General features: G+C 62.2%; 24 protein-coding genes and 1 pseudogene. 7 read left to right on the top strand and 18 right to left on the bottom strand.

Annotation, left to right across the window (positions count from 1 at the left end):
* On the top strand, positions 1–1,353 hold the full coding sequence (locus tag RA29_RS18805; protein WP_039688886.1) for a tetratricopeptide repeat protein: 1,353 nt from the start codon (positions 1–3) through the stop codon (positions 1,351–1,353).
* 104 nt (positions 1,354–1,457) lie between these two features.
* Here RA29_RS18805 and dxs read toward each other — a convergent pair whose 3' ends face one another.
* The 14 genes from dxs to RA29_RS18875 all read right to left on the bottom strand — a co-directional run bounded on the left by dxs (position 1,458) and on the right by RA29_RS18875 (position 14,922).
* Complete coding sequence (gene dxs, locus RA29_RS18810) at positions 1,458–3,389, bottom strand: 1-deoxy-D-xylulose-5-phosphate synthase (protein ID WP_039688888.1); 1,932 nt, start codon at positions 3,387–3,389, stop codon at positions 1,458–1,460.
* Between the two features lie 267 nt (positions 3,390–3,656).
* A complete protein-coding gene (gene pufC / locus RA29_RS18815) occupies positions 3,657–4,745 on the bottom strand; it encodes a photosynthetic reaction center cytochrome PufC (RefSeq protein ID WP_039688890.1) in 1,089 nt (362 codons plus the stop codon).
* A gap of 2 nt (positions 4,746–4,747) precedes the next feature.
* Positions 4,748–5,737, bottom strand: a complete 990-nt coding sequence (gene pufM, locus RA29_RS18820) for a photosynthetic reaction center subunit M (protein WP_193743581.1) — start codon at positions 5,735–5,737, stop codon at positions 4,748–4,750.
* Positions 5,738–5,741: 4 nt separating this feature from the next.
* Positions 5,742–6,605 carry a photosynthetic reaction center subunit L gene (gene pufL, locus RA29_RS18825; RefSeq protein WP_039688892.1) on the bottom strand — a complete coding sequence of 288 codons (864 nt, stop codon included), beginning with the start codon at positions 6,603–6,605 and terminating at the stop codon, positions 5,742–5,744.
* Between the two features lie 144 nt (positions 6,606–6,749).
* The gene (gene pufA, locus RA29_RS18830; protein WP_039688972.1) at positions 6,750–6,908 is read right to left on the bottom strand and encodes a light-harvesting antenna LH1, alpha subunit; all 159 of its coding nucleotides are present in this window, start codon (positions 6,906–6,908) and stop codon (positions 6,750–6,752) included.
* A 9-nt stretch (positions 6,909–6,917) separates the two neighbouring features.
* Positions 6,918–7,073, bottom strand: coding sequence for a light-harvesting antenna LH1, beta subunit (gene pufB / locus RA29_RS18835; protein WP_039688894.1), 156 nt, complete (start codon positions 7,071–7,073; stop codon positions 6,918–6,920).
* Between the two features lie 159 nt (positions 7,074–7,232).
* Positions 7,233–7,463, bottom strand: coding sequence for a cytochrome PufQ (gene pufQ, locus RA29_RS18840; RefSeq protein WP_039688896.1), 231 nt, complete (start codon positions 7,461–7,463; stop codon positions 7,233–7,235).
* Complete coding sequence (bchZ, locus tag RA29_RS18845; protein WP_039688897.1) at positions 7,460–8,950, bottom strand: chlorophyllide a reductase subunit Z; 1,491 nt, start codon at positions 8,948–8,950, stop codon at positions 7,460–7,462. The genes pufQ and bchZ overlap by 4 nt, the downstream gene beginning before the upstream one ends.
* 100 nt (positions 8,951–9,050) lie before the next feature.
* Positions 9,051–10,619 carry a chlorophyllide a reductase subunit Y gene (gene bchY, locus RA29_RS18850; RefSeq protein ID WP_039688899.1) on the bottom strand — a complete coding sequence of 523 codons (1,569 nt, stop codon included), beginning with the start codon at positions 10,617–10,619 and terminating at the stop codon, positions 9,051–9,053.
* A complete protein-coding gene (locus tag RA29_RS23320; protein WP_193743582.1) occupies positions 10,616–10,792 on the bottom strand; it encodes a hypothetical protein in 177 nt (58 codons plus the stop codon). Before RA29_RS23320 ends, bchY begins: the two co-directional genes overlap by 4 nt.
* A gap of 10 nt (positions 10,793–10,802) precedes the next feature.
* Entirely contained in the window at positions 10,803–11,831 is a 1,029-nt protein-coding gene (locus tag RA29_RS18860) for a chlorophyllide a reductase iron protein subunit X (protein ID WP_039688903.1), read from the bottom strand.
* A gap of 4 nt (positions 11,832–11,835) precedes the next feature.
* The gene (gene bchC, locus RA29_RS18865) at positions 11,836–12,771 is read right to left on the bottom strand and encodes a chlorophyll synthesis pathway protein BchC (RefSeq protein ID WP_039688905.1); all 936 of its coding nucleotides are present in this window, start codon (positions 12,769–12,771) and stop codon (positions 11,836–11,838) included.
* A 157-nt stretch (positions 12,772–12,928) separates the two neighbouring features.
* Positions 12,929–14,044 (bottom strand): methyltransferase, encoded by a 1,116-nt coding sequence (locus RA29_RS18870; protein ID WP_193743583.1) that lies wholly within the window; start codon positions 14,042–14,044, stop codon positions 12,929–12,931.
* Complete coding sequence (locus RA29_RS18875) at positions 14,041–14,922, bottom strand: polyprenyl synthetase family protein (protein WP_039688907.1); 882 nt, start codon at positions 14,920–14,922, stop codon at positions 14,041–14,043. Before RA29_RS18875 ends, RA29_RS18870 begins: the two co-directional genes overlap by 4 nt.
* Positions 14,923–15,018: 96 nt before the next feature.
* Between RA29_RS18875 and crtD the strand changes: the two genes are divergently transcribed.
* Both crtD and RA29_RS18885 read left to right on the top strand, forming a co-directional pair.
* The gene (gene crtD / locus RA29_RS18880) at positions 15,019–16,584 is read left to right on the top strand and encodes a 1-hydroxycarotenoid 3,4-desaturase CrtD (RefSeq protein WP_039688909.1); all 1,566 of its coding nucleotides are present in this window, start codon (positions 15,019–15,021) and stop codon (positions 16,582–16,584) included.
* Complete coding sequence (locus tag RA29_RS18885) at positions 16,581–17,453, top strand: carotenoid 1,2-hydratase (RefSeq protein WP_082029620.1); 873 nt, start codon at positions 16,581–16,583, stop codon at positions 17,451–17,453. Before crtD ends, RA29_RS18885 begins: the two co-directional genes overlap by 4 nt.
* 19 nt (positions 17,454–17,472) lie before the next feature.
* Here the strand turns inward: RA29_RS18885 and RA29_RS18890 are convergent, their stop codons facing one another.
* Positions 17,473–17,700, bottom strand: coding sequence for a hypothetical protein (locus RA29_RS18890; protein ID WP_193743584.1), 228 nt, complete (start codon positions 17,698–17,700; stop codon positions 17,473–17,475).
* A 223-nt stretch (positions 17,701–17,923) separates the two neighbouring features.
* Between RA29_RS18890 and RA29_RS22990 the strand changes: the two genes are divergently transcribed.
* Entirely contained in the window at positions 17,924–18,262 is a 339-nt protein-coding gene (locus RA29_RS22990) for a hypothetical protein (protein WP_152613083.1), read from the top strand.
* A gap of 129 nt (positions 18,263–18,391) precedes the next feature.
* On the opposite strand, the gene RA29_RS18895 is transcribed toward RA29_RS22990, so the two are convergent.
* Genes RA29_RS18895 through RA29_RS18905 form a run of 3 tightly spaced genes read right to left on the bottom strand, consistent with a single transcriptional unit; the run spans position 18,392 to position 21,495 of the window.
* Positions 18,392–18,874 carry a TspO/MBR family protein gene (locus RA29_RS18895; protein WP_039688915.1) on the bottom strand — a complete coding sequence of 161 codons (483 nt, stop codon included), beginning with the start codon at positions 18,872–18,874 and terminating at the stop codon, positions 18,392–18,394.
* A 5-nt stretch (positions 18,875–18,879) separates the two neighbouring features.
* Positions 18,880–19,914, bottom strand: a complete 1,035-nt coding sequence (locus tag RA29_RS18900; protein WP_039688916.1) for a 15-cis-phytoene synthase — start codon at positions 19,912–19,914, stop codon at positions 18,880–18,882.
* A 42-nt stretch (positions 19,915–19,956) separates the two neighbouring features.
* On the bottom strand, positions 19,957–21,495 hold the full coding sequence (locus RA29_RS18905) for a phytoene desaturase (RefSeq protein ID WP_039688919.1): 1,539 nt from the start codon (positions 21,493–21,495) through the stop codon (positions 19,957–19,959).
* A gap of 97 nt (positions 21,496–21,592) precedes the next feature.
* Here RA29_RS18905 and RA29_RS18910 point away from each other — a divergent pair, with 97 nt between their 5' ends.
* The 3 genes and pseudogenes from RA29_RS18910 to RA29_RS18920 form a co-directional block, all read left to right on the top strand.
* Entirely contained in the window at positions 21,593–22,300 is a 708-nt protein-coding gene (locus RA29_RS18910; RefSeq protein ID WP_039688976.1) for a spheroidene monooxygenase, read from the top strand.
* Positions 22,297–23,304: a magnesium chelatase ATPase subunit I gene (gene bchI, locus RA29_RS18915; protein ID WP_039688920.1), complete on the top strand. Its 1,008-nt coding sequence runs from the start codon at positions 22,297–22,299 to the stop codon at positions 23,302–23,304. Before RA29_RS18910 ends, bchI begins: the two co-directional genes overlap by 4 nt.
* Before the next feature lie 127 nt (positions 23,305–23,431).
* Positions 23,432–23,896, top strand: a pseudogene (locus RA29_RS18920) (magnesium chelatase ATPase subunit D); the annotation flags it as partial.

The following is a 23,896-nucleotide window of genomic DNA, read 5'->3' on the forward strand; positions in this document are numbered from 1 at the left end:
ATGCAAGACCTCTACAGCCTGCCAATCACCTGCGAAAACGACACGACCCGACAAGGGATCGACGACTTCGTCCACGGCTTCATCAGCTTCCAGACCAAGGCGGTGAACATCCTCAAGGCGGCCAAGGCTGACCCCTCAAGCGGCCTCGCCAACGCCTACGCCGCGATCCTCTACATGCTGCTCGAAGCGCCCGCGGCCCCCGCTCTCGCCCAGCCCTTCCTCGACAACGCGCTCGCCGCCACAGACCTCACGCCTCGCGAGGACGCAGCCGTCGAAGCCGCCCGCCTGTTCGTCACGGGTGACATCCCCAAACTCATCGAACTGTGCGAAGCAACCGTCAGCGCCTACCCCCGCGACATGGTCATGCTGAAACTGGGGCAGTACCACACGTTCAACATCGGCGACTTCCCCGCAATGCTGCGTATCGCACAAAAGGCACAGCCACAGGCGGCGGACATCGCTTACGCCCACGGCATGCTCGCCTTCGGGTTCGAGGAGTGCCACCTGCTCGACGATGCAGACGCCGCCGCGCGGCACGCGCTCACGCTCGACGACAGCGAACCCTGGGCGCACCATGCGCTCGCACACATCTACCTCACACGTGGGCAGGTGGCCGAGGGCACTGCGTTCCTGGAATCCGTCGCGCACCATTGGGCCGACCTCAACAGCTTCATGCACAGCCACAACTGGTGGCACCTAGCGCTGTTCTACATCTCCGCCGGGCGCACCGATGACCTGCTTGCGGCCTATGACACCCACGTTTGGAACCAGAACAGGGACTACAGCCAAGACCAGGTGGGCGCCGTGTCCCTGCTGGCGCGCATCGAGTTTGCGGGCATCAACGTGGGCGATCGCTGGCAGGACGTGGCGGACCACATTGCGAAACGGGGCGCAGACACAACCAGCCCTTTCCTGACGCTGCAATACCTCTACGCCCTCGGGCGCACCCAGCGGCCCGAGGGCGAAGACCTCCTCAAAGCCATCGAAGCCCGCGCCGAAGACGAGACGAAACACGACTGGCCCGTCTGGCGCGATGTGGCCCTGTGGGCCGCCCACGGCATCGCCGCTCACGCGGCCGAGGATCATGAAGACTGCATCCGTTTCCTGGGCAAAGCCCTGCCCCGCCTCGCTGAATGCGGGGGCAGCCACGCCCAACGGGACCTCTTTGAACAGATCCACCTCGACGCGCTGATCAGCGCGGGCCGCACATCACAGGCGCAGCAAGTTCTCGAAATGCGCCGCACCTTCGACCCGGACGGCGTACCGCTGAACACGATGCTGGCCGATGTCTACGAGAAGTCAGGGCTTCCAGCCCAAGCCGCCAACGCACGCGCGCGTGTTTCTTCTGACTGAAAATACGACCGCCGGAGGCTCCCACATCAGATGTCGGAGCCTCCGGCGGGGATTTTTTGAAACAGGGAAGAAGAGACCACCTCGCCAAATGTGACGGCGGCGCGCTATTCGCCTGCGATCAGATCAACCACGTTTGTCTCTGCCGAGCGCATGGCTTGGCGTATGGTGTTGGCAATATCGTCGGCTGTGAGGCCCGCATCCGCATACATCTCATCCGGGTTCGCCTGATCAATGAAGCGGTCTGGTAGATGCATCGTGCGCACCTTCAGCCCCTGATCCAGCAGCCCTTCGGCTGCCATCGCCTGCAGCACCATCGCGCCAAAGCCGCCCACGGCGCCCTGTTCAACGGTGACCAGCAACTCATGCCGCGCCGCAAGATCGCGGATCAGTTCCATGTCGAGTGGCTTGGCAAAGCGGGCATCGGCGATAGACACCGACAACCCTTCGGCCTCCAACCGTGCCGCCGCGCGTTCGCATGCGTCCAGATGCGTGCCAAGAGACAGGAGCGCAACGTCTTCGCCCTCTTGGATCATCCGGCCCTTACCGATCTCAAGCACCTCACCCTGTTCCGGCATTTCGACCCCGCGCCCATTGCCCCGCGGGTAGCGGAAAGCGATGGGGCCGCTGTTATGGGCGGCGGCGGTTGTGACCATGTGGACCAGTTCCGCCTCATCCGCCGCAGCCATCACGACGATGCCCGGCAGCGACGCGAGATACCCGATGTCGAACGACCCGGCATGGGTCGCGCCATCGGCACCGACCAGTCCTGCCCGGTCGATGGCGAAGCGCACGGGAAGCCTCTGCAGCACAACGTCATGCACCACCTGGTCATAGCCGCGCTGTAAAAAGGTCGAATAGATCGCGCAGAACGGCTTGAGTCCCGACGCTGCCATCCCGGCAGCAAAGGTCACGCCGTGCTGTTCGGCAATGCCCACGTCAAAGACGCGGGCCGGGAAGCGGTCGGCCATTTTGTTGACACCGGTGCCCGACGGCATGGCGGCAGTCACAGCCACAATGGACGGGTCCTTCGACGCCAGATCGGCCAAGGTCTCACCAAAGACCGAGGTATAGGATGGCGCGTTGCTCTTGCCCTTGGATTGCTGGCCCGTCTCAACATCGAACTTGCTGACACCATGGTACTTGTCCGCCGACCCTTCGGCGGGAGCGTAGCCCTTGCCCTTGACCGTGCAGGCGTGGATCAGAACGGGCCCCGTGGCGCGCGTGCGTGCTGCACGCAGGACACCCAGCACCTGCTCCATATCATGGCCATCAATCGGTCCGATATAGTCAAACCCCAGCTCTTCGAAGAACGTACCCCGGCTTTCTACCCCCGTCACCATCTCGCGCGCACGGCGGGCGCCGTCGCGCATGGGTTTGGGCAAGGCCGCCTCCATACCCTCGGCGATCGCGTGCAAAGGGGCAAAGGGCGAGTTGCGAGAGAGGTTCGACAGGTATGTACTCATGGCCCCGGTGGGCGGCGCAATCGACATCTCATTATCGTTGAGGATCACGAACAGCCGACGCCCCTCGTGACCCGCATTGTTCAACGCCTCGTAGGCCATGCCCGCGCTGATCGACCCATCGCCAATCACAGCCACCGCGTCACCGGTTGGCATCCCCATATCGCGGCCCACAGTGAAACCAAGAGCCGCCGAAATCGAGGTCGAAGAATGGGCCGCTCCAAAAGGATCGAAATCACTCTCGGCCCGCTTGGTGAACCCGCTCAACCCATCCTTCTGGCGCAAGGTGCCCATGCGATGCCGCCGCCCCGTCAGGATCTTGTGGGGGTAACATTGATGGCCCACATCCCAGATCAGCTTGTCGCGCGGCGTGTCAAAGACGGCGTGAATGCCCACCGTCAACTCCACGACGCCAAGGGACGACCCCAGATGCCCGCCCGTCCGGCTGACCGCATCAATCACATCGGCGCGCAGCTCATGGGCCAACTGCCCCAACTCCGCATCGTTCAGCCGTTTCAAATCAGCCGGTCCGGCAACCGTATCCAGCAGTGGTGTCTTGGTCATCGAATGGGTCATTGCGCACATCCTCCTTATGCCGCCCCACCCGCCTTGCCAAACGGACCCCTGGGGCAAAAAGGCGTCGTGCCTGAGGGTTCAAGCACGACGCCAGGTTCCTGTAGCCAACAGGAAGGGAACCGGGATCAGATGATCCCGCACGTGGGTCAAGGAAGCCGATGACCCGCGCCTGGCGTCACAGGGACGGCGCGAACCGCCCATGTCACATCTTGCTGCGCCCGCACCGGGGCGAAAATCGTAAGGCGGGCGTGTCGCCCGCCCAAGGCATCACTCGTAAACAGGCGCACCCGTCGTCGCCAGTTCAGGCCAGTCGGCCACCATGTTCATGCCCTGCAGCGGCTTCTGATAGCCCTTGTGGCACGTCCGGCAGCCGACCTTCGGTGCATCGGCAAAGATCGGACCAAGGCGCTCCGGCGGATATACCTCGCCCAGGGGGATCAGGTATTCCTGGTTCAACTCGATCACCATCTGACGCCCCAGAAGTGCAGTGCTCCACTGCGGCGTCACCTGCGCAGGGTCATAGAACGCACGGCTGTTGTGACAGAACACGCAGTTCACACCCAGCGAGTTCGAGAAGTAATTCATCAACGAATAGGTCATCTCGGTCTTCTGGATGGTCGCGACATCCTCGTCGATGCCCGGCACACCTGCCACCCGGCTTTCCAGATCGTGGACGTTCACCTGGCTGTCATAGTCGGTCAGGTAGACCTCGAGCGCTGACGATGGCAGGGACGTTGACGAACTCATCGACGTTGCACGGTTTTGCACCGCAGCCCAGCCACCGACATTCTCATTCACCGGTGTGACATTGAACCAGATGTCCGAAGGCACCGCCTCGCCACGGTGGCAGGTGTAGCAGTTCACACCTGCATTGCCGTTCACATTGACATGCGACGCCCAGTTTTCATTTAGGTTCTGGGTCATCTGGATCATGCGCCGCGCGACCACGGTCTGATAGTTCTCCTCCCCGTTGAACAGAACGTTGATCCCAACCCATGTCCGCATGGCGTTGACAACCCGTTCGTAGTTTTCCGGCGTCAGATCAGCGAGCAGCGGCTCGGCGTTCTCGATCACGTCACCGGCACGGACCGCATCCGGCCCCGGCACCACCGGAGGAGAGGAACTGTACCCGGCAATTGTCGGATCCTCGGCCAGACGTGACACGTTGTACTCCGGCACCGACATGCCCGTGCCGCGTGGACCCGTTTGCATGCTCTCGGTCTGAAGCGGGTTGCCCCATGTCACGACCAGAGCGGCGACAAAGACAGCACTGCCCACGATACCGATGGCGATGGCGGGCCCGAACACATTGGTCGGGTTCGCCTTGTTCCAGTCATTGAACCACTTGGGTAGCATGATCAGTCCTCCTGCCCGATAAAGGCTTCGTAGGAGCCATAGTCTTCGTAGCCATAGGCGCCGTCATACATCGGAGCGAAGTTGTGCTCCTGCGCCCAGATGAACCAGTTGTCCACGACCGTCCCGGTCAGCAGGATGCCGATACCACCGGTAATCGGGGTCAGCACCGCAAACCACCAGGCCCATCGGTGAATACCCTCCATGGTCGCGTTGAACCCCATGGTCCAGCGCCAGAACAGGGCCGCCCGCTCGGTCGCCGTGCCGCGGTCATAGATCTGCTCCAGCTCGCGGTCGCCGCCATAGCGGGTCACAGCCAGAATGGTGCCGCCGTGCATACAGAACAGCAGGACAGAGCCATACAGGAACACAATCGAAAGACAGTGGAACGGGTTGTAGTACAGGTTGCCGTAGCGGATCGAGAACGCCGTGGTCCAGTCAAGGTGCGGGAAGATGCCGTAAGGCACGGCCTCACTCCACGACCCCATCAGGACCGGACGGAACAGACCCAGCACCAGGAACAGCCACACGGCTGAGGCAAAAGCCCAGAACACATGCTTGCCCATCTTGTGCTCAGCCGCCAGCAGATACGACCGCAGCAGCCACGTCATCACCGAAACCAACAGAAAGAAGCTCGCGATGATGTACCAGCCACCTTCATTCAGCGGCGGCATCGACAGGCCGTATTCTGGCGATGGCGGCTCAAGCGCCAGCCAGAACAGTTGTCGGATGAACTCGGGGATCGAGTAGCCGACCTGCGCCAGCATGTTGAAGCCCACGATCACGAACCAAATCAGGCCCGTCGCCAGCGACACCATCCCGGTCCAGCCCAGATAAAGCGGCCCGATCTGTGCGTTGCCCAGCCAGCCTGCGAGGGTGGAGAACCAAGGCTTGCCGACACGCTCGCGTGTCATCTCGCCGCTGTCGTCCATACCCCATTCGGGGTTCCCCTGAACTTGGACCTGGGTGAAGATGTTTTGATATTCAACAGCCATGATCTTAGCCCCCAAATCCGGATTGATAGACAGGCAGCGGATCGGCACCCCAGATGGGCAGGTTCAGCCACCAGTTCCACCATTCGGGCCAGCCAGCGGTCCAGACGGGGCCAGAGATAATGATGCAGATCGCACTCCAGAAGCCAGCGTTGATGGCCAGCAGCCAGCCAAGGCGGTGAATGCCCAGCGTACCGATGGAATAGCCGATGAAGTCACGGAAGAACGTGTCCTCGTGATCCGGCGTCTTGGCCAGCTCGCCTTCCTCGGGGTTGGCGGCGGACAAGATCAGCGCGCCGTGCAGCGCCAGCGCCAGCGTGGTCGTGAAGAACAGCGTGACGGCCAGCATGTGCGCCGGGTTGTAATGGAAGTGCAGATAGGCGTAGCCGGTGTTGCTCACCCAATCGAGGTGGCTGAAGATGCCATATGGGAACCCATGCCCCCACGCGCCCATCAGAAGCGGGCGGAAGATCACCAGCGTCACATATGCAAAGATGGCAAAGCCGAAGCCGATGGGCACATGGTACCCCATGCCCAGCTTGCGACAGATCTCAACCTCGCGCAGCGCCCATGAGATAAAGGCGCCCGTCGCACAGATCGTGATGATCTGCCACAGCCCGCCTTCCATCAGCGGCGCCATGCCCAGACCGTAACTCAGGTCCGGCGGTGCGATGTTGATCAGCCAGGGATTAAACGTGCCCTGCTGGGATGCGCCCCAGAAAATCAGGATTGTGCCCAGCAATGAGAAAAAGGCAGTCGTGACCCCGAAAAAGCCCACGTAGAATGGGCCGACCCAGAAGTCGAACAGATCGCCGCCGATCAGCGTCCCTCCGCGGACGCGATACTTTCGTTCGAAGGATAGCAGTGCCATCTCGTACGTCTCCGCGTTTGGCGGCGCGGGCCCCCGATGGGCACGTCAGCCGTCTTTTGTCGTCAGAATTGATTTGCTGCGGGCAGGCAGGGGCGCACTTTATGCCCCGCCCGCAGCGCTGTCTTGGATCCCTTCAGACCGGTCTTACTGGGCGGTTTGGGCCGCCAGTTCGAACCAGTTGAAGTGCTCCGTGCTCAGCAGGACGAGGTGAATCATCGCTGCCAGCAGGAACAGAAAGACGCCTTGCGCAACGAACACGCGGCGGGGATCAAAAATGAGCCAGATCTTGTAGAACTTTGCCATGTCCATTCCCTACCAACCGTTCGCGAACCAGGGACGCCAGATGTACGTTGCCAAGTGAGCGACAACGGCCACGGCTGTGAAAAGCCAGAGCCCGCTCATGTAGACAGCGTGCAGCTCTTGCGCCTGCTCGTCTGTGAGACCTGTGAATGACAGGTTTTCAGCCATAGTAATTCCTCCGGAATTCAGTGCTGACGCCGCGCACCCCGCGGCCGGGTCCATCGGGGTCACCCCCTCCGGGCTCTGTCCACCTGTTGCCAGGCGTCCAGTCTCTGATCTCGGCAGGCGCACATTGCCAAGAATTCCGTGTTATGCCGTGGGCACCGATCACGCGTTAAAGATCATCGGCGTGATGATCCGCGCTTGGGTCCAGGCCCGGGCCATCGGGCCCTTGTCCGTAAAGCTGCGCGACTTGATCGCGGCCAGCGCCCAGGTCAGGCAGGCCAGCGGCAGGGTCGCCACAAAAATGATCGCGAAATAGACCATGAACTCGGTCCGCTCGCCGTTGCGCTTTTTCGCATGGGTCTCGGTGACCACGTTCGATGTCATGTCAGTCATGCTGTTCCTCCTTCGGAAACGTTGTCTGACGACCCGGCAAGGGCCGGGTCTAATGCGCGCACGGTTTCGATCACAACCCGGTCCGCGCCTTGGGCGAGGGCTGCTTGCTCAGCCGCATCGCGCAGGGTCTTGGCCGCGGAAATCCGGGTCAGGATGGGGTGCTGCTCGACAATCTTGTCGAGCATGGCCTGCGCATCGGCATCCCAGGGGAAATCCCGGCGCAGGGTCGTCGGTGTCGCCTCGGCGGCATCCATATCGGTGGCCAAGGGCAGAATGTGAAAGAGCGCATCAAAGAGGCCATTGCAGACCTCCTGAATGACATAAGTGGCGCCCGCATAACCCATAAAGGGCGTCCCCGTGGCCCGCCGGATCGCGGCACCGGGGAAGCTGGCGGGAATAAACGCGGGGCTCGGCCCATGCCCACCCTTCAACTCAGCCAGATACATCTTTTCATTGATGGACCCAAAGACGACCAACGGTCGCTTCTGTCCCATCCAGGCGCGCACTTCCTCGTTATTGGTCTTCTTGCCCGCCACCCGGGCGGTGGCAAAGGCGCACGGCAGGCCCATGTCTTCTTCAAGGAACAGGCGCAGCCCGCGGGCATAGGTCTCGTTCGCCACCACGGCAAAGCTGGCCGTTGCAAAGAAATCCTGCGTCACGGACCGCCACAGGTCCCACACAGGCTTCAGCGTCGAATGCTTCTCGCGCTGGATAAAAGGTTCGGGGTCGAGGCCGACCAAGGTCCCCAGTGCGCGCAGGAACTTGGTGGTACTCTCGACCCCTATCGGGGCTTGCAGATACGGCTTGGCAAGAAGCTCGCACAACCCGCGCCCGAACTCGCGGTACATGCAGATGTTCACATCCGCATTCACCAGATTTCGCATCTCGGCCACATGGGCGCCCAGGGGCATCACCATGTTGACCTCGCAGCCGATGCCTTCAACAAGGCGACGGATTTCAGCCAGGTCCGACGGCATGTTGAACGTGCCGTACATCGGACCCAGGATGTTGACACGAGGCTTCGCACTTTCCTCCCGCTTGGCCTCGCGGGGCATCCGACCCTTGGTCATACCGAACTCGGTAAAGATCCAGGTCATCGCCCGGTCTGCTGCTTCCCACTGATCTTCGTCGATGGTGCGTGGCAGAAATCTCTGAATGTTGGTGCCTTGGGGCGTGACCCCGCCCCCGATCATCTCGGCGATGGAGCCGGTGACGACAACCGCAGGCAAAGCCGGATCAAGCGTGCCCCAAGCCCGCTTCATGGCACCCTCGGTCCCGTCCCGGCCCAGCTCTTCTTCGCCCAGACCGGTAGTCACAATGGGCAACTCATGCGGCGGCAAGGCGTCGGTGTAGTGCAAGACGGACGTCACCGGCAGGTTCTCACAGCCCACCGGGCCGTCGATGACGCATTGCAGGCCCTTCACAGCACAGAACGCATAGACCGCGCCCCAGTACCCGCCAGCCCTATCGTGATCCATGATCAGCATGGCACGCCCCCCGCGGGCTTCTTCAACCGCGCTGCGGTCTCATCAGCCGAAGAGGTCCGAACCCGGACCGATGAGGCTAAATATGAACCCCGCGAAACCATCAAATCATCTCCGCCGCCTTCGCGGCCTTCGCTTGACGTTCCAGCTTCTTGGCGTTCTGCGCCCGGAAATCGGGCCGCACATTCGGATCGCCTTCCCAGACGCCAGCAGTGTCACCCTCGCCAACACCTTCAAAGAACTCCCACATGTGATCCATGCGCCCCTTGTTGGCGATGGCCGCATTGATGACCTGCGCCAGCGATCCAGCACCGGCTGGCCCCATCAAAGGCCGCGCTGAAATCAGGTTGGTGAAATACAAGCCAGGCACACCCAGTTCCTTGGCCTTCTGCACCACCGGCGTCGTGCCTATGGCAAGATCAGGCGTCACAGCCTCCATCGCCGCACAATCATCTTCCAGCGACGCGCGGAACTTCACCTTCACGCCCTTGGCCTCAAGCCACGCCTGATCCTCGGCATTCCATGGGGTACGCGGACATGCAGTGCCCACATAAGGCACCTCCGCCCCGCTCTCGATCAGCAGACGGGCCACCAGCAACTCAGACCCTTCGTAGCCGGACAAGGTAATGGTCCCCTTGATCGGCATCGCGGCCAGCGCACCAGCGATCGCAGGCAGCATCGCATTCTGCGCCTCAGCGATCTGCTCCGCCGAACAGCCATGGGCCTCGCCAATCGCCTTCAACCACGAAGCCGTGCCATCCCGGCCCACAGGGGCAGAGCCAACAATAGGCCGACCGGCGGCCTCAAACTCACGTACCGCCGCCGTGTAAAACGGATGCACAGCCGCCACGACCGCACTGTCCAAAGCAGCATACAGCTCGCGCCACTCACGACACGGCACAACGGGCCCCGCCGCCAGCCCCAAAGGCGCCAGCATTTGCCCGATCATCATGGGATCCGCCGGGAACATCTCACCCAGCAGCGCCACGGTCGGGCGATCAGATTTCCCACCCACGGGAGCCGCCACCGGCCCCGCCTCGACCTCGGCGCGGGCATAGTTCAGCATTGCTCCGGCCAGAACATCCTTGGCCTCGGCATGAGTGGGAATGCCAAATCCGGGCACATCGATACCGACGATCCGGACACCATTGATTTCGCTGGGCAACAGCCGCAGCGGCACGCCGGATGCCGTCGGAACACACAGGTTCGTCACGACAATGGCGTCGTATTTGTCAGGGTCGGCAAGGTCATGGACAGACTCGCGAATATCCTCGAACAGCTTGCCAGTCACCAGCGTTTCAGAATTGAACGGCACATAGCCAACCGACCGCCGCGCGCCGTAGAAGTGCGAGACGAAGGTCAGCCCATAGACACAGCAGGCCGACCCGCTCAGCACCGTGGCGGTGCGGCGCATCCGCAGCCCCACACGCAACGACCCGAATGCCGGGCACATGCTCTGCGGCTTGTCATGCGGCCCTTGCGGATAATCGGCAGCAAACTTGTCCAGCATCTCGGAGTTGCCCGCCATCCGCGCGGCCTTCTCCATCTCGGACCCGGAATGACATCCCAGCCCGTCAACAGGCGCTTCACCGCGCGGCATCTCTGCCTCGCGCGGATGGCCTTCGGTCACCACAACCTCTTCCGAGGCGTCATATGTGACCTTGGGGCTCATGCGTTCTCCTGCCGCTGTTCAGGCGAAGCCGCCGCGAATCCATGATTCAGAACATGCAAACGATCCGACTGCTCGCGCAGGCGTCGCGCGCGCTCCAGGCTCTCGTTGGCCATCACCGTGGCGACACGGCTGCGCTGTTGCAGCGTTTCGCTTGAAACACGCAGTTCATCCATGGATCGCACCTCAGGCATCGTCATAGATCACCTCCAGGCTTTCCTTGGGCTTGGCATTCTTGCCGCGCATGTCGGTATCCGTCGCAGGCTCCAGCACCACCCCGGCGCCCGTATCCGAGCCATCAAACAGTTCCAGTAGACCATCCTGGCTCAGCGGCGCAGGCCGCACCGGCGGCGCATTGGCGACGTTCATGCCCAGCTCGGCGAACAACGCGCCCCACTGGCTTTCTGCCGTGCCGACAATCTGATAATTCGCGGATTTCTTGCGCAGGTCATCATCCTGCGGGATCGACGCCAGCACCGGGATGTCGACGGCCTTGGCAAAGGCCTGCGCCTCACCCGATCCGTCATCCTTGTTGATGACCAGACCGGCCACGCCGACATTGCCGCCCAGCTTGCGGAAATACTCCACCGCCGAACACACGTTGTTGGCCACATATAGCGACTGCAGGTCATTGGACCCCACCAGGATCACTTTCTGAGCCATGTCCCGCGCGATCGGAAGGCCGAAACCGCCACAGACCACATCTCCGAGAAAATCCAGGAGGACATAGTCAAAATCCCAATCGTGGAAGCCAAGTTTTTCGAGGAGTTCAAAGCCATGGATAATCCCCCGGCCACCGCAGCCGCGACCCACTTCCGGCCCGCCCAGCTCCATTGCAAATACACCGCCGCGCTTGAAGCACACGTCGCCTATGGCGACCTCTTCCCCGGCCAGCTTCTTCTTTGTGGATGTCTCGATGATCGTCGGGCACGCCTTGCCGCCAAAAAGCAGGCTCGTGGTGTCCGACTTCGGGTCGCAGCCGATCAGCAGAACCCGCTTGCCCTGCTCCGCCATCATGTGGCTCAGATTGGCGAGGGTGAAAGACTTACCAATCCCGCCCTTGCCATAGATCGCGATGATCTGCGTTTTCTTTGTCGCCTCCTGCGGCAGCACGTCAGCCAGGTCTTCGTTGGCCTCATCCCTCAGACGCTGATCGAAATCCTTCAGGTTGGGGACGTCGCTCGCATCCGAGCGCTTATCAAGCTCGTCTTTCATCGCTTCAGTGCTCCCAATCCAAAATCATTTTCAGGCAAGCGCCGTCACTGAACGCCTGCTCATAAGCCGCGCGCGCATCCGCCGCGGGCCGTGTATGTGTGATAAGGCCATCGAGCCGCAGCGCCCCGCACTCGACCAGCGCGCGCGTCGCGGCCAAGTCCTCTCGGGTCCATTCGGCCGCCACCCGGAACCGCGCCTCTTTCATAAAGGCGGGCGGGAAGGCGAAGCTCAGCGGGGCCGTGTAAAACCCGGCCAGCACAATCTCACCGCCCTTGGCGATACGGCCCACCAGATCGTTCAGCAGATCACCGCGACCCGACGCATCATAGATCGACCGGTAATCGCGGCGCTCATCGTCGTCCGGGTGCATGACCTCATAACCCTGCGCACCATCGCGGCGGGCCGGGTCAATCTCCCACACCATCGGCGCAGGCGCGCCCGAGGCAATCGTCAGCCGCGCCAGCAGCCGACCCAAAACACCGTGCCCGACAATCAGGTCCGGCACAGCCTTGTTCATCCCGGCCATCGCATGACGCGCCGTCGCGGCCAGCGCCAGCAGCGCGCCTTCAGCGCCCAGTTCGGGATCAATGCGGGTCACCCGCGCGCTGTCGGTGATCAGCGTCTTCGCCGCGCCACCGAACAGGCCAAAGGCACCCTCGAAACAATTCGACCCCGGCACAAAGACGCGGTCGCCGGGCTTGAACCCCGTCAGCGGCCCCGCCTCAACCACCTCACCGGCGGCCTCATACCCAGGCACCAGCGGATAGCCCATCCCGGGAAAGGGGGGCATCTCGCCCGTCCAGAACAGTTTCTCCGTTCCGGTCGAAATCCCCGAATGCGTAACATCGACAACCAGATCACCCGCGCCCGGCGCGGTCAGCGCAAGCGTGTCCACGTCCAGATCCTTGGGACCTTTGAGAAGGACGGCAGAGGTGTCCACGGGTGTCTCCTTTGGTTGGCACTGCCGGGACCCGGATCACATGTCAGAGACTCAGGGCGGCAGTATGTCGCTATGTGTCATTCTAGTTAGACAACAATATGTGTCAATCAGATTAGACACATTGACAAAGATCAATCGTCAAACACGAAAACAGGTGTCATTCGGGACGCACAGCCGTCACAACCCGCGTCACGTAAGACCGGGCAGGCGCACGGCTGCGGATTTCAGCAAACCCCGCCTCGGCCAAAAGCGCCCCAATCTCGGCGGCCGACCGGGCACGGCCCGTCTGCATAGCCATTGTATAGAAGGCGAAATAGACATCCCCGGCCCGATCCGGCCGCACGCCGCCGCCCATCGGCTCGGACACAATCAGCCGTCCGCCCGGGGGCAGCGCGTCATGCACCTTGGCCAGCAAATCGCGCACGGTTTCGTCCGCATGATCATAAAGAACCCGGATCAACGAAATCGCATCCGCCCCCTCGGGCAGCGCGTCTACACGAAACGACCCAGGCGCAATCGTCACCCGGTCCGCCATCCCAGCCGCATCGAATCGCGCTTGCGCATCAGGCACCACGGGCGGCAGGTCAAACAGGGTCATCTGCATGGACCGGTTCGCCTGCCCCGCCGCCTCCAGAAACGCACCCGTCCCGCCGCCAATGTCCAAGAGATGCTGCACACCCTTCAACGACACGGCCCGCAACGTATCCTCGGCCACCAGCCGCTGGCTCTGCGCCATCAGGTCCGAATAAATCGCAGCGTCACCCTCATCGACGCTGCCCCCGAACACATAAGGCCAGAACTGGCTCAACTGCGTCTCTTCGGGTTTGCGCAGCAACGCCACCGGATCGCGCAGATCATCATAGAACGCCTTGTGATGCCGGATCATCGCCTCCAGCCCCGGCACACCCATCAAGGCGGCCCCCTTGCGGGCCAGCGCAAACTTGTCCCGCTTCCGCTTGAGCAGCCCCAAGGCGGCTCCAGCCTGCAACAGCACCTGCATCCGCTCGGCAGGCACATCACAGGCCCGACCCAGCACCTCGGCACTCCGCGGCCCAGCCCGCAACCGGCGGAACAGATCCAACTCAACCAGCGCCATCAGCACCTGACTTTGAACAAAGCCCTGCACCACATCAAACAGCGCAGCCCCATCGGCCCGCGCCCGTGATCGCGTGAGTGGAAACTTACTCGCCCAGCTTTGAAAACCCGGACGTGCAACAAGCCGGTTCAGCCAGCCGCCCCGCCATGCGGGCAGATCATGCGCCTCGGCGCTCATTCACCCGGCACACGGCTTGGGGACACAACGGGGGTCAACCGCTCCGCATACATCCGCACCATCTCAGCCAGCTGCGCCTCACCGGGGCATGACGGGATCGAGGCAATCGCCCCGCCCAGAATATCCTTCAGCCGCGAGATCGCGCCCTGCACGCCAAGTTGCGTCACCGCATTGGGCCGCCCATGCAGATCATCCTGACCCGCAGGCTTGCCCAGCGTCGCCTCGTCATACAGCGCGTCGCGCAGATCGTCGGCCACCTGAAACGCCTCGCCAATCCGGTCGCCCAATTCAAACCACGGCTCCGCATCCTGCCCCGCCGCAACGGCCCCCATCTGGGTCGCAGCAATAAACAGCGCTCCGGTCTTGGCCTGGTGGTAGGCGGACAGGTCCACCTGTTCCTCGCTCTCCCACCCCTGCCCCGCACAGATGCCACCGGGCATCCCGGTCCGCTGCGCCAGGGTCATAATCAACTGCGCCACACGCTCGGGCGCCTGCCCCGATTGCCGCGCCAAGGTCTCAAACGCGAGGACAATCAAACTGTCCCCCGCCAGCACAGCCAGCGGCTCCGAAAACGCCCGATGGACCGAGGGCTTCCCCCGCCGCACATCCGCATCGTCAAAGCACGGCAGATCGTCATGGACGAGCGATGCGCAATGAATCATCTCCAAAGCAGCAGCAGCAGCATTGGACACCGCAGGGCGATCATCTCCACAGGCCATGGCCACAGACATCAGAATGGTGGGCCTAATACGCGCCCCTCCTGGAGCGGTCGCATAATGCAGCGCCTCCGCCAGCTTCGGCGGCGTCGCACGCCCGGCCCCCTGACCCACGGCCACAGCCTCCGCTACCGCCGCCTCGATCCGTGTGCTCAGGCCCATCTGCCGCTCTCCTCTCGGATAAATGTCACGATGGCGATACACCAAAGTGTAAACCATACTGGACATATGCGGTATCACGAGTCAACATGTCCGCCCATGACTCATGTCAATGCGCCTGCCCCCCAACGTGCTGTCATCATCGGCGCGGGCATCGCAGGTCTGGCCTGCGCGGTCAGACTGCGGGAAGCGGGATTTGCAGTGACACTCCTGGAACGACACCAAACAGTTGGCGGCAAGATCCGCACGATCCCTTCGGACGCGGGGGCCATCGACGCGGGCCCCACCGTGCTGACCATGCGCCACGTCTTCGACGATCTCTTCGCTCAACTGGGCACACGGGTCGAAGACCACGTGACGCTCATCAAACAGGATGAGCTCGCCCGCCACTTCTGGCCCGATGGCAGTAAGCTCAGTCTCTACGCCGACGAAGAGCGCACAATTAACGCCCTCCGCACCTTCGGCGGACCCGAGGCCGTGGAAGACTTCCTCAAGTTCACCAACCGCACCCGCCAACTCTTCTCCGCCTTCGACGCCCCCATGATGCAAGCGCCCGAACCGAAGCTAACAGCGCTCACCAAACACGTCCTACGCCAACCGCACCTCATTCCGGCGATGGCCCCGCTCTCGACACTCAAAACCCTGCTCAAACGCAGCTTCCGCGACCCGCGCCTGCGGCAACTCTTTGGCCGCTACGCCACCTATGTCGGCGGCAGCCCAACCCACGCCCCCGCCATCCTGTCCCTGATCTGGCAGGCCGAGGCGAACGGCGTCTGGGTGGTCAAGGGTGGGATGCACAAGCTGACCCAGGCACTCGGGCGGCTCCTCGACGCGCACGGCGTCGAAACGCAAACAAACGCCCATGTCGACCACATCGAAACCCAAAACGGCCACGCCAAAGCCGTCCACCTCGCAGACGGCACGCACATCCCCTGCGACGTCCTTATCCACGCAGGCGACCCACGCGCACTGGCAACAGGCGCCCTAGGCCGAGACACAAGCCAAATCGCCAAACAAACGGCCAAGGCGAAACGCAGCTTCTCCGCTCGCGTCCTTAGCTTCGCCGCAGCACCCCACGGCCCGGACCTCGCCCACCACAACGTCTTCTTCGCCGAAGACGCCCAGTCCGAATTCAACGACCTCATGGCAGGCCGCGTGCCCACGCACCCGTCTTTCTACATCTGCGCCCTCGACCGCGGCCACGGCAAGCACACGCCCCAGCTCGAACGGTTCGAAATCATCACAAACGCTCCCGCAACAGCGGACGACAGCAATGCGCCCGGTACAGCGGGCGACACTCCGGAGGACCTCTCCCCATGGCTTCATCAGATCACGCACCAGATGGCGCAACACGGGATCAGCTTCAGCCCGACCCCGGACACGACAACGATAACGACGCCCCAAGCCTTCGCGCAGATGTTCCCAGCAACGCAGGGCGCGCTCTACGGCCAGACGCCCCACGGGCTGACAGCCGCCCTGCAACGCCCCACAGCCCGCACACAGATCCCGAACCTCTATCTCGCGGGCGGGGGGACGCACCCGGGGGCGGGTGTGCCCATGGCCACCCTCTCCGCCCGGCACGCGGTCGAGGCGATCTTGAGCGACCAAATTTCAACATCGACGTCGGCCCAAACGGCTACGCGTGGTGGTATGTCGACGGCCTGAGCGATTGCGGCACCCGCGCCGTATCGGTCATCGGCTTCATCGGCTCCGTCTTCTCGCCGTGGTACCGCTGGTCCGGTCGCAAGAACCCGCAAAACCACGTCTGCATCAACGTCGCCACCTATGGCAAAGGCGGCCGCTTCACCATGACCGACCGGGGCACCTCCGCCCTCCGCCAAACGGCCTCAAGGTTCGAGGTTGGCCCCTCCATGATGCGCTGGGACAACGATCAACTGATCATAGACATCAACGAAATCTCCTCCCCCCCACTGATCTCCCGGATCAAGGGCCAAATCCGCGTCATCCCTTCGGCACTCACAAACGTCGAACTTGCGCTCACGGACGACAACGCCCATATCTGGCGCCCCTTCGCCCCGCGCAGCCGCATCGAAGTCGACATCGACCGCCCCGGCTGGCAATGGTCTGGCGAAGGGTACTTCGACGCCAATTTCGGCACACGGGCACTGGAGGAAGACTTCAGCTACTGGACCTGGGGCCGCTACCCGACCGGGGACGGCGCCACCTGCTTCTACGACGCGACCCGTCTTGATGGCAGCGAGCTCGCAGCCGCCTTCCACTTCGACGAACAGGGCAAGGCCACCGACATCCCCCTACCCCCCAAAGCGCCCATGCGCCGCTCCCTCTGGGCCGTCAAACGCGAAACGCGCGGCGACGCCGGGGCACAGGCGCGCCAAGTCCAAAACATGCTCGACGCGCCGTTCTATTCCCGCTCGGCAGTGGAAACGACCCTGAACGGAGAACGGACCACAGGCGTGCACGAGGCGCTCGACCTGCGCCGCTTCCGCTCGCCACTGATCAAACCGATGCTGGCTGTCCGCGTGCCGCGACGAGCACGGTGGCAGTTCGACTGAACCACCACCCCGGCAGATGCTAGATGTCACATCCGCGTTGACGCGCCAGCGATTCAACCGACGCCTTCTGCGCGGCCTCGGTCTCGGGGTTCAACACAAGGCGCGTGGCATAGCCGCACCAGGGCGCTGGATTGTCCGGCTCAAACAGGGGCACGGGTTCCGGTTCCGGCTCCGGTTCGGCCGGAAGCTGAGGCCCGAAACACGCGGCCAGCCCAACAAGCAACGACATCAGACAAAACAACCGCATCTCAATCCCCTTGTTCAACCTGGGGTCAGGTTCGCAAGCCTGAGACGAATTGCAAGCAAAACTTGTTCATCGCGGAGCAGATGTGGGGTAACTTGTTGCAACGTCCAATTGCGGTGACCAACAAGCAAGGACCACTAAAGCACGGCGACTAGTAGAATCAACATCCTTTAAAAGACTTAGAAAATCTTATCGTTCAAGTAATCTGAAGCCGGAGGGCTTATACATGCCGAATAGATTTATCCCGGTGAAGCTGTCAGGAAAAACGTTGAAAGCAAATGGTCGACCCCTAGACAAAGGAGCTGCAGCAAAACGCGTTAAGTCAGGCAAGGACGTCTACAGCACAAAACAACAGGCCAGAGCGCTATCGAAAGCGATTGGTGGCGGTCGAAAAATCAAGTCAGATAGTGAGGAAGACCAGTGGATAATCAAGGAAATACACTCCAAAAACAAGGGCGAGATATACTTTGAACACTTCCACAATCCCCACCGAAAGGAACGAAAAAAGTCCGGACGAAAGAAAATGGGACACATGTTTTTTGGAGATGGTTATGAAGTCAAATAGCCTCCGACGCTGTCAGAAACTATGTTGCTAGCTTCTGCAGAGGCAGAAATTCGAACTGTGGAAACCGCTCGGCGCGTGGACAAAACAATCCGATGTACTCCAAGCCCAAAGTCAAAGCAGTAGTAAACCTCACTCCGCCGCCACAGACCCCTTCGCCGCCTCATCCCGGTTCAACCGCCACACCTCTGCATTCAGCGCCGACGCAATCGTCACCCACACCAGATATGGGGCAAACAGCATCCCCGCGATCATATCGACCTGCCACAGCGCCAGCATCGCGCTGAACACCGTCACCCACAAAACGCCAATGATCGCCATGCCCAGCCGGATATTCCGCAACCCGAAAAACACCGGCGTCCACAGACCGTTAAATGCGATCTGCATGGCCCAGAACGCCATCGCAATCGCGTTGTCTTCGGCCATCGCCGCCCGCGCACCGGCCACGGCCATACAGACATAAAGCACCATCCAGGTGACCGGAAACACCCAGTCCGGCGGCGTCCATGTGGGCTTGCTCAGGTCGCGATACCACTGACCCGGCGGGAACAGCCCACCGGTCACGCCAGCACCCAAACAAGCAGCAAAGAAAATGCAGAAGAGCAGCCAAAACATGACTGTCAGGTAGCGCGCGCCCGTGGCCCGATCAAGGTGGCGCGGTCTGCCTGCCGTTTCGTTTCCAGGGCCGCCAGGGCTTCGAACAGGCTGTCGCTTCGGCTGGTCCGCGCGCCCTTTGCCGCAGCATCGACAAGAAACTGCACCTCCGGCAACGGCTTGGCATAAAGCACGGCGGATTGCGGCATCACCGACGTTGTGGCACTTGCAGCCACCGACTGCGCCAACCACCCCAACTTCTGCGCCTTCGACGTCCGCGCCCGGACCGAGATGCTGTCATATTCCATCCCGGTCAGCCGCCCGCCAATGCCCGCATAGATAAACCGCGCCGCATAAATGCCCGGCCGACAGGACACAGGCAGCGCCGCAATTCCCGCTTCGGAGCGGTAATAGAGCCTGTTTGCCTCCATCACCAACCGCTTGATCATGCCCCGCACCGCCTTGGTCGGGCGCGGATCGGCAAAGAAGCCCTCCGGCGTCATCCCCGCCTCAGCCAGCCAGTCGGTCGGCAAATACAGCCGCCCCTCCAGCGCATCCTCGCCCACGTCGCGGGCAATGTTGGTGAGCTGCATGGCCACACCCAGATCGCAGGCCCGCGCCAACGCATCCGCATCGCGCACGCCCATCAGCACACACATCATCGCGCCGACAGCCGACGCCACCCGCGCCGAATAATCCTTAACCCCGCTCAACGTGGCATAGGTCCGCCCCTCTGCGTCCCACGCCAGCCCCTCCAACAGCGCATCCGGCAACGCCCGCGGCATATCAAACTGCTCAACAACAGCAGAAAAAGCCCGGTCAGCCGCTGCATCCTTCGGCGTCCCGGCATAGACCAGATCCAACCGGTCCCGCAGGCGCAGCACGGCCTCCACCTTCTCCGCCTTCAGATCGACCTCATCATCAGCCAACCGGCAAAACGCATACAGCGCCAACGCCGGATCCCGCACCCGCTTCGGCAACAGTTTCGAGGCTGCATGAAAAGACAACGACCCATGCCGGATAGCCTCGGTACACGCCTCAAGGTCTCTCGGATCAATCATGGCATATCTCCCGTAGGGTATGCGCTCTGCGCGCACCGCACCTCACGCCACCGCATCCGGCACCAATTGCGCCAGAACCTCCGCCGTCGAAATCACACCAGGCACACCGGCCCCCGGATGCGTCCCGGCGCCCACCAGGTACAGCCCCTCGGCCTCCTCACTGATGTTGTGCGGGCGAAACCACGCCGACTGCAAAATCCGCGGCTCAATCGAAAAACCCGCCCCATACGGCGACAAATACCGATCCCGAAACGTCTCTGGCGTGAACACCTGCTCGGTCGAAATTTTCGACCCTAATCCGGGCAAAAGCTGGTCCTCCAGCACAGCCAAGACCTTCGCCTTATACGCCTCAGCCTCCGTGCTCCAATCCACGCCCCCATGCCCCAAATGCGGCACGGGGCTCAGCACGTAGAACGTATCATCCCCCTCAGGCGCGACACTCGGATCAGTGACCGAGGGGCGATGCACATACAGGCTCATGTCATCCGACAGCTTGCCCTTCATAAAGATGTCATGCAGCAACCCAGTATAGCGCGGGCCATTCAGGATCGTGTGATGCCCCACATCGGCCCACTCGCCGCGCGTGCCCTTGGTGCCAAAGTACCAAACAAACAGGCTCATAGAATACCGCGTCCGCTTCAGCTTCGCCGGCGTCCACCGCTTCTTCGGCAGCGCCCGCATCAACCGATCATAGGTATGCCCCGCATCCGCATTGCTGACGACCACATCGGCCCCCAACTCCAGCCCAGATTCCAACCGCACCCCACGCACACGACCGTCTTCAACGACAATCTCGTCAACGGTGGTGTCCATCAGCAGCGTGCCGCCTTGATCCTCCACCACATCCGCCATCTTGCGCGCCATCCCGGCCAGACCACCCATGGCATAATGCACGCCAAACTGCTTCTCGAGGTAGCTGACCAGAATATACATGCTGGTCACATGGGTCGGATCACCCCCGATAAAGAGCGGATGAAACGAAAACGCCATCCGCAGCTTGTCATTGATAAAGCGCCGCTTGGCATGGGCATAGACAGAGCGATCCGCACGCAACATCCCAAAGGTGGGCAAGACCTTCACCAGCTCCCAAAGCTGGTGCATGGACCGGCGGCCCAGATCCTCGAACCCAAACCAGTACCGCTTCGCCGAATCCTCTAAAAACCGATCAAAGCCCGCCACATCGCGCGGCTCGATCTTGGCAACTTCGGCACGCATCGCCTCAGTATCATGCTGAGCGACAAATTTCGTCCCGTCCGGCCACCGGATCTCATAGAACGGATCAAGCGACCGCAGCTCCACATCATCCTCAAACGACCGGCCACAAGCCGCCCACAGCTCCTTGTAAAGCTGCGGCACCGTCACGATGGTCGGCCCCAGATCAAACCTGTGCCCGTCCTGCCAAATGGCCGACCCACGGCCCCCCGGCACGTCCAGCTTGTCGATCACAGTGACGGTATAGCCCTTGGCACCCAACCGCATGGCAGCCGCCAAACCGCCCAGCCCCGCACCAATCACAATGGCGCGGTTGCCCACAAGTTTCCCTACTCGGGCCTTCGATTCGATGGGATCAAGGCGTGTCATCTCCTACCAACAATAAGAGTGTCTAGTTTAGTTGACAATTTCTTTTCGAAGGATAGGCTGAAAACCGTGCCATTGTGCACGCTGCCAGTGCGAAATGATGAACCAGACAACCACCATATCCTTCTTCCGCTTTCCGCGGTGGCGCGACCGGGCATGGGCGCTCACGATGATGGGCGGCGCTCGGGCTGCGATGTCCCGCGTGCCCGACCTCGGCTTTTGGAAACTCTGCGGCTCCGGCACGGGCGAAGGGTTCACACCAGTCCCCAACACGGCCGTCTACGCCATCCTTTGCACCTGGCCGGACGAAGCCACCGCCCGCAAACGCATCGAAAACACACGTATCTTCCAACGCTACCGCGCCCGCGCGGCGGAACACTGGACCATCTACCTCTCCCCCACCTCCGCTCGCGGCGCTTGGAGCGGGAAAACCCCCTTTTCCGCTGTATCAGAGCCGAAATCAGGCCCGCTCGCCGCCCTCACCCGCGCCACAGTCAAACCCCGCGTGGCCGCAAAATTCTGGAACCGCGTCCCCGACATCTCCACAATGATCGGCAGCGATCCCAACGTGGTCTTCAAAATCGGGATCGGAGAAGTCCCCATGCTCCACCAGGTCACCTTCTCCATCTGGCCGGGCGCACAGGAAATGGCCCAATTCGCTCGCCAAAACGGCCCCCACGCCGAAGCCATCAAGGCCGTCCGCGACGGCGCATGGTTCCGCGAAGAGCTTTACGCCCGCTTCACCATCCTCGGTGACAGCGGCACATGGGGCGGCACCAGCCCGCTCGAAGGACTGCGACTGCAATGACGAAAACCCCCTTCCCTTTCTCCGCCATAGTCGGCCAGGACGACATGAAACAGGCCATGATCCTCACCGCGATCGACCCCGGCATCGGCGGCGTTCTGGTGTTCGGCGACCGGGGCACCGGCAAATCCACAGCGGTCCGCGCACTCGCCGCCCTCCTACCCCCGATCACGGCCATTCAGGGCTGCCCGATCAATGCAGAATCCCACGACGAATGCCCCAAATGGGCCAATGTAGAGACGAAAAAGACCCAAAAAATTCCCACCCCCGTCATCGACCTGCCCTTGGGTGCCACCGAAGACCGCGTGGTGGGTGCTTTGGACATCGAACGCGCCCTCACCCGCGGCGAAAAGGCGTTTGAGCCGGGCCTCCTCGCCCGCGCCAACCGAGGCTACCTCTACATTGACGAGGTCAACCTGCTCGAAGACCACATCGTCGACCTCCTGCTCGACGTCGCCCAGTCCGGCGAAAACGTGGTCGAACGCGAAGGGCTATCCATTCGCCACCCCGCCCGCTTCGTACTCGTAGGTTCCGGCAACCCGGAGGAAGGCGAATTGCGCCCCCAACTCCTCGACCGCTTCGGCCTGTCCGTCGAGGTGCGCAGCCCCAACGACGTGGCCGAGCGCATCGAGGTCATCAAACGCCGCGACGCGTTTGAGAGCGATTTTGACGCCTTCATGGACAAATACACCAAGGAAGATGCCAAAATCCGCCGCAAGATCCTCGCCGCGCGCAAACTCCTGCCTCAAATCGAAACGCCAGACGCCATCCTGCACGACTGCGCCGAGCTGTGCATCGCCCTCGGTTCCGACGGCCTCCGTGGCGAGCTGACCCTCCTCCGCGCCGCCCGCGCCCTTGCCGCCTACGACAAGGCCAAGGTGCTCACCCGCGACCACCTGAAACAGATCGCCCCCATCGCCCTCTCGCACCGCCTCCGCCGCGACCCGCTGGACGAGGCCGGCAGCACCACCCGCGTCACCCGCACGGTCGACGCCGTGTTGGCATGAAACGCGAGGCGGAGGACACCTCCGCCTTACGCACGCCCCCGCTCCGTAGGGCGGGGTTCACCCCGCCACGCACCATCACAACCGTCCGTAGGGTGCGCATTCACTGCGCACCAACCCCCAAAATCCTATGACCGCCGAAACATGGCATAACGCGGCCCTCGCCCTCAAACTCCTGGCCCTCGATCCGCAGGGCCTCGGCGGAGCCGTTATCCGCATGCGTGCCAGCCCAGACCGCGACGCTCTTCTCGCTGGGTTTACGCCTGCCCTCCCCATCCGCAAACTCCCCATCACAATCCCCGACGACCAACTCTTCGGCGGCATCGACCTCACCGCAACACTCTCCTCCGCACAACTCATTGAAAATAAATCATTTTTCAATGATCCAGTCATCGCCCAAATCCCCATGGCCGAACGCTGCCCCCCAGCCCTTGCCGCCAAACTCGCCCAAGCCGCAGATCAGTCTCTAACACAGGGCTTTTTGCTCCTCGACGAAGGCATAGAACCCGACGAACGCACCCCCGACCCCCTCGCCGACCGCTGCGCCTTCCACCTCGAACCACAGGGCCGAAACGCACTTGTCCCCGCGGGGACA

The sequence above is a fragment of the Tateyamaria sp. ANG-S1 genome, from assembly GCF_000814025.1.
Lineage (GTDB): Bacteria > Pseudomonadota > Alphaproteobacteria > Rhodobacterales > Rhodobacteraceae > Tateyamaria.

Coding starts and splice junctions, on each gene's coding strand:
- RA29_RS18805 (WP_039688886.1), top strand. CDS start 1: ATGCAAGACCTCTACAGCCTGCCAATCACCTGCGAAAACGACACGACC.
- dxs (WP_039688888.1), bottom strand. CDS start 3,389: ATGACCCATTCGATGACCAAGACACCACTGCTGGATACGGTTGCCGGA.
- pufC (WP_039688890.1), bottom strand. CDS start 4,745: ATGCTACCCAAGTGGTTCAATGACTGGAACAAGGCGAACCCGACCAAT.
- pufM (WP_193743581.1), bottom strand. CDS start 5,737: ATGGCTGTTGAATATCAAAACATCTTCACCCAGGTCCAAGTTCAGGGG.
- pufL (WP_039688892.1), bottom strand. CDS start 6,605: ATGGCACTGCTATCCTTCGAACGAAAGTATCGCGTCCGCGGAGGGACG.
- pufA (WP_039688972.1), bottom strand. CDS start 6,908: ATGGCAAAGTTCTACAAGATCTGGCTCATTTTTGATCCCCGCCGCGTG.
- pufB (WP_039688894.1), bottom strand. CDS start 7,073: ATGGCTGAAAACCTGTCATTCACAGGTCTCACAGACGAGCAGGCGCAA.
- pufQ (WP_039688896.1), bottom strand. CDS start 7,463: ATGACTGACATGACATCGAACGTGGTCACCGAGACCCATGCGAAAAAG.
- bchZ (WP_039688897.1), bottom strand. CDS start 8,950: ATGCTGATCATGGATCACGATAGGGCTGGCGGGTACTGGGGCGCGGTC.
- bchY (WP_039688899.1), bottom strand. CDS start 10,619: ATGAGCCCCAAGGTCACATATGACGCCTCGGAAGAGGTTGTGGTGACC.
- RA29_RS23320 (WP_193743582.1), bottom strand. CDS start 10,792: ATGGATGAACTGCGTGTTTCAAGCGAAACGCTGCAACAGCGCAGCCGT.
- RA29_RS18860 (WP_039688903.1), bottom strand. CDS start 11,831: ATGAAAGACGAGCTTGATAAGCGCTCGGATGCGAGCGACGTCCCCAAC.
- RA29_RS18870 (WP_193743583.1), bottom strand. CDS start 14,044: ATGAGCGCCGAGGCGCATGATCTGCCCGCATGGCGGGGCGGCTGGCTG.
- RA29_RS18875 (WP_039688907.1), bottom strand. CDS start 14,922: ATGGGCCTGAGCACACGGATCGAGGCGGCGGTAGCGGAGGCTGTGGCC.
- crtD (WP_039688909.1), top strand. CDS start 15,019: ATGACTCATGTCAATGCGCCTGCCCCCCAACGTGCTGTCATCATCGGC.
- RA29_RS18890 (WP_193743584.1), bottom strand. CDS start 17,700: ATGCGGTTGTTTTGTCTGATGTCGTTGCTTGTTGGGCTGGCCGCGTGT.
- RA29_RS22990 (WP_152613083.1), top strand. CDS start 17,924: ATGCCGAATAGATTTATCCCGGTGAAGCTGTCAGGAAAAACGTTGAAA.
- RA29_RS18895 (WP_039688915.1), bottom strand. CDS start 18,874: ATGTTTTGGCTGCTCTTCTGCATTTTCTTTGCTGCTTGTTTGGGTGCT.
- RA29_RS18900 (WP_039688916.1), bottom strand. CDS start 19,914: ATGATTGATCCGAGAGACCTTGAGGCGTGTACCGAGGCTATCCGGCAT.
- RA29_RS18905 (WP_039688919.1), bottom strand. CDS start 21,495: ATGACACGCCTTGATCCCATCGAATCGAAGGCCCGAGTAGGGAAACTT.
- RA29_RS18910 (WP_039688976.1), top strand. CDS start 21,593: ATGAACCAGACAACCACCATATCCTTCTTCCGCTTTCCGCGGTGGCGC.
- bchI (WP_039688920.1), top strand. CDS start 22,297: ATGACGAAAACCCCCTTCCCTTTCTCCGCCATAGTCGGCCAGGACGAC.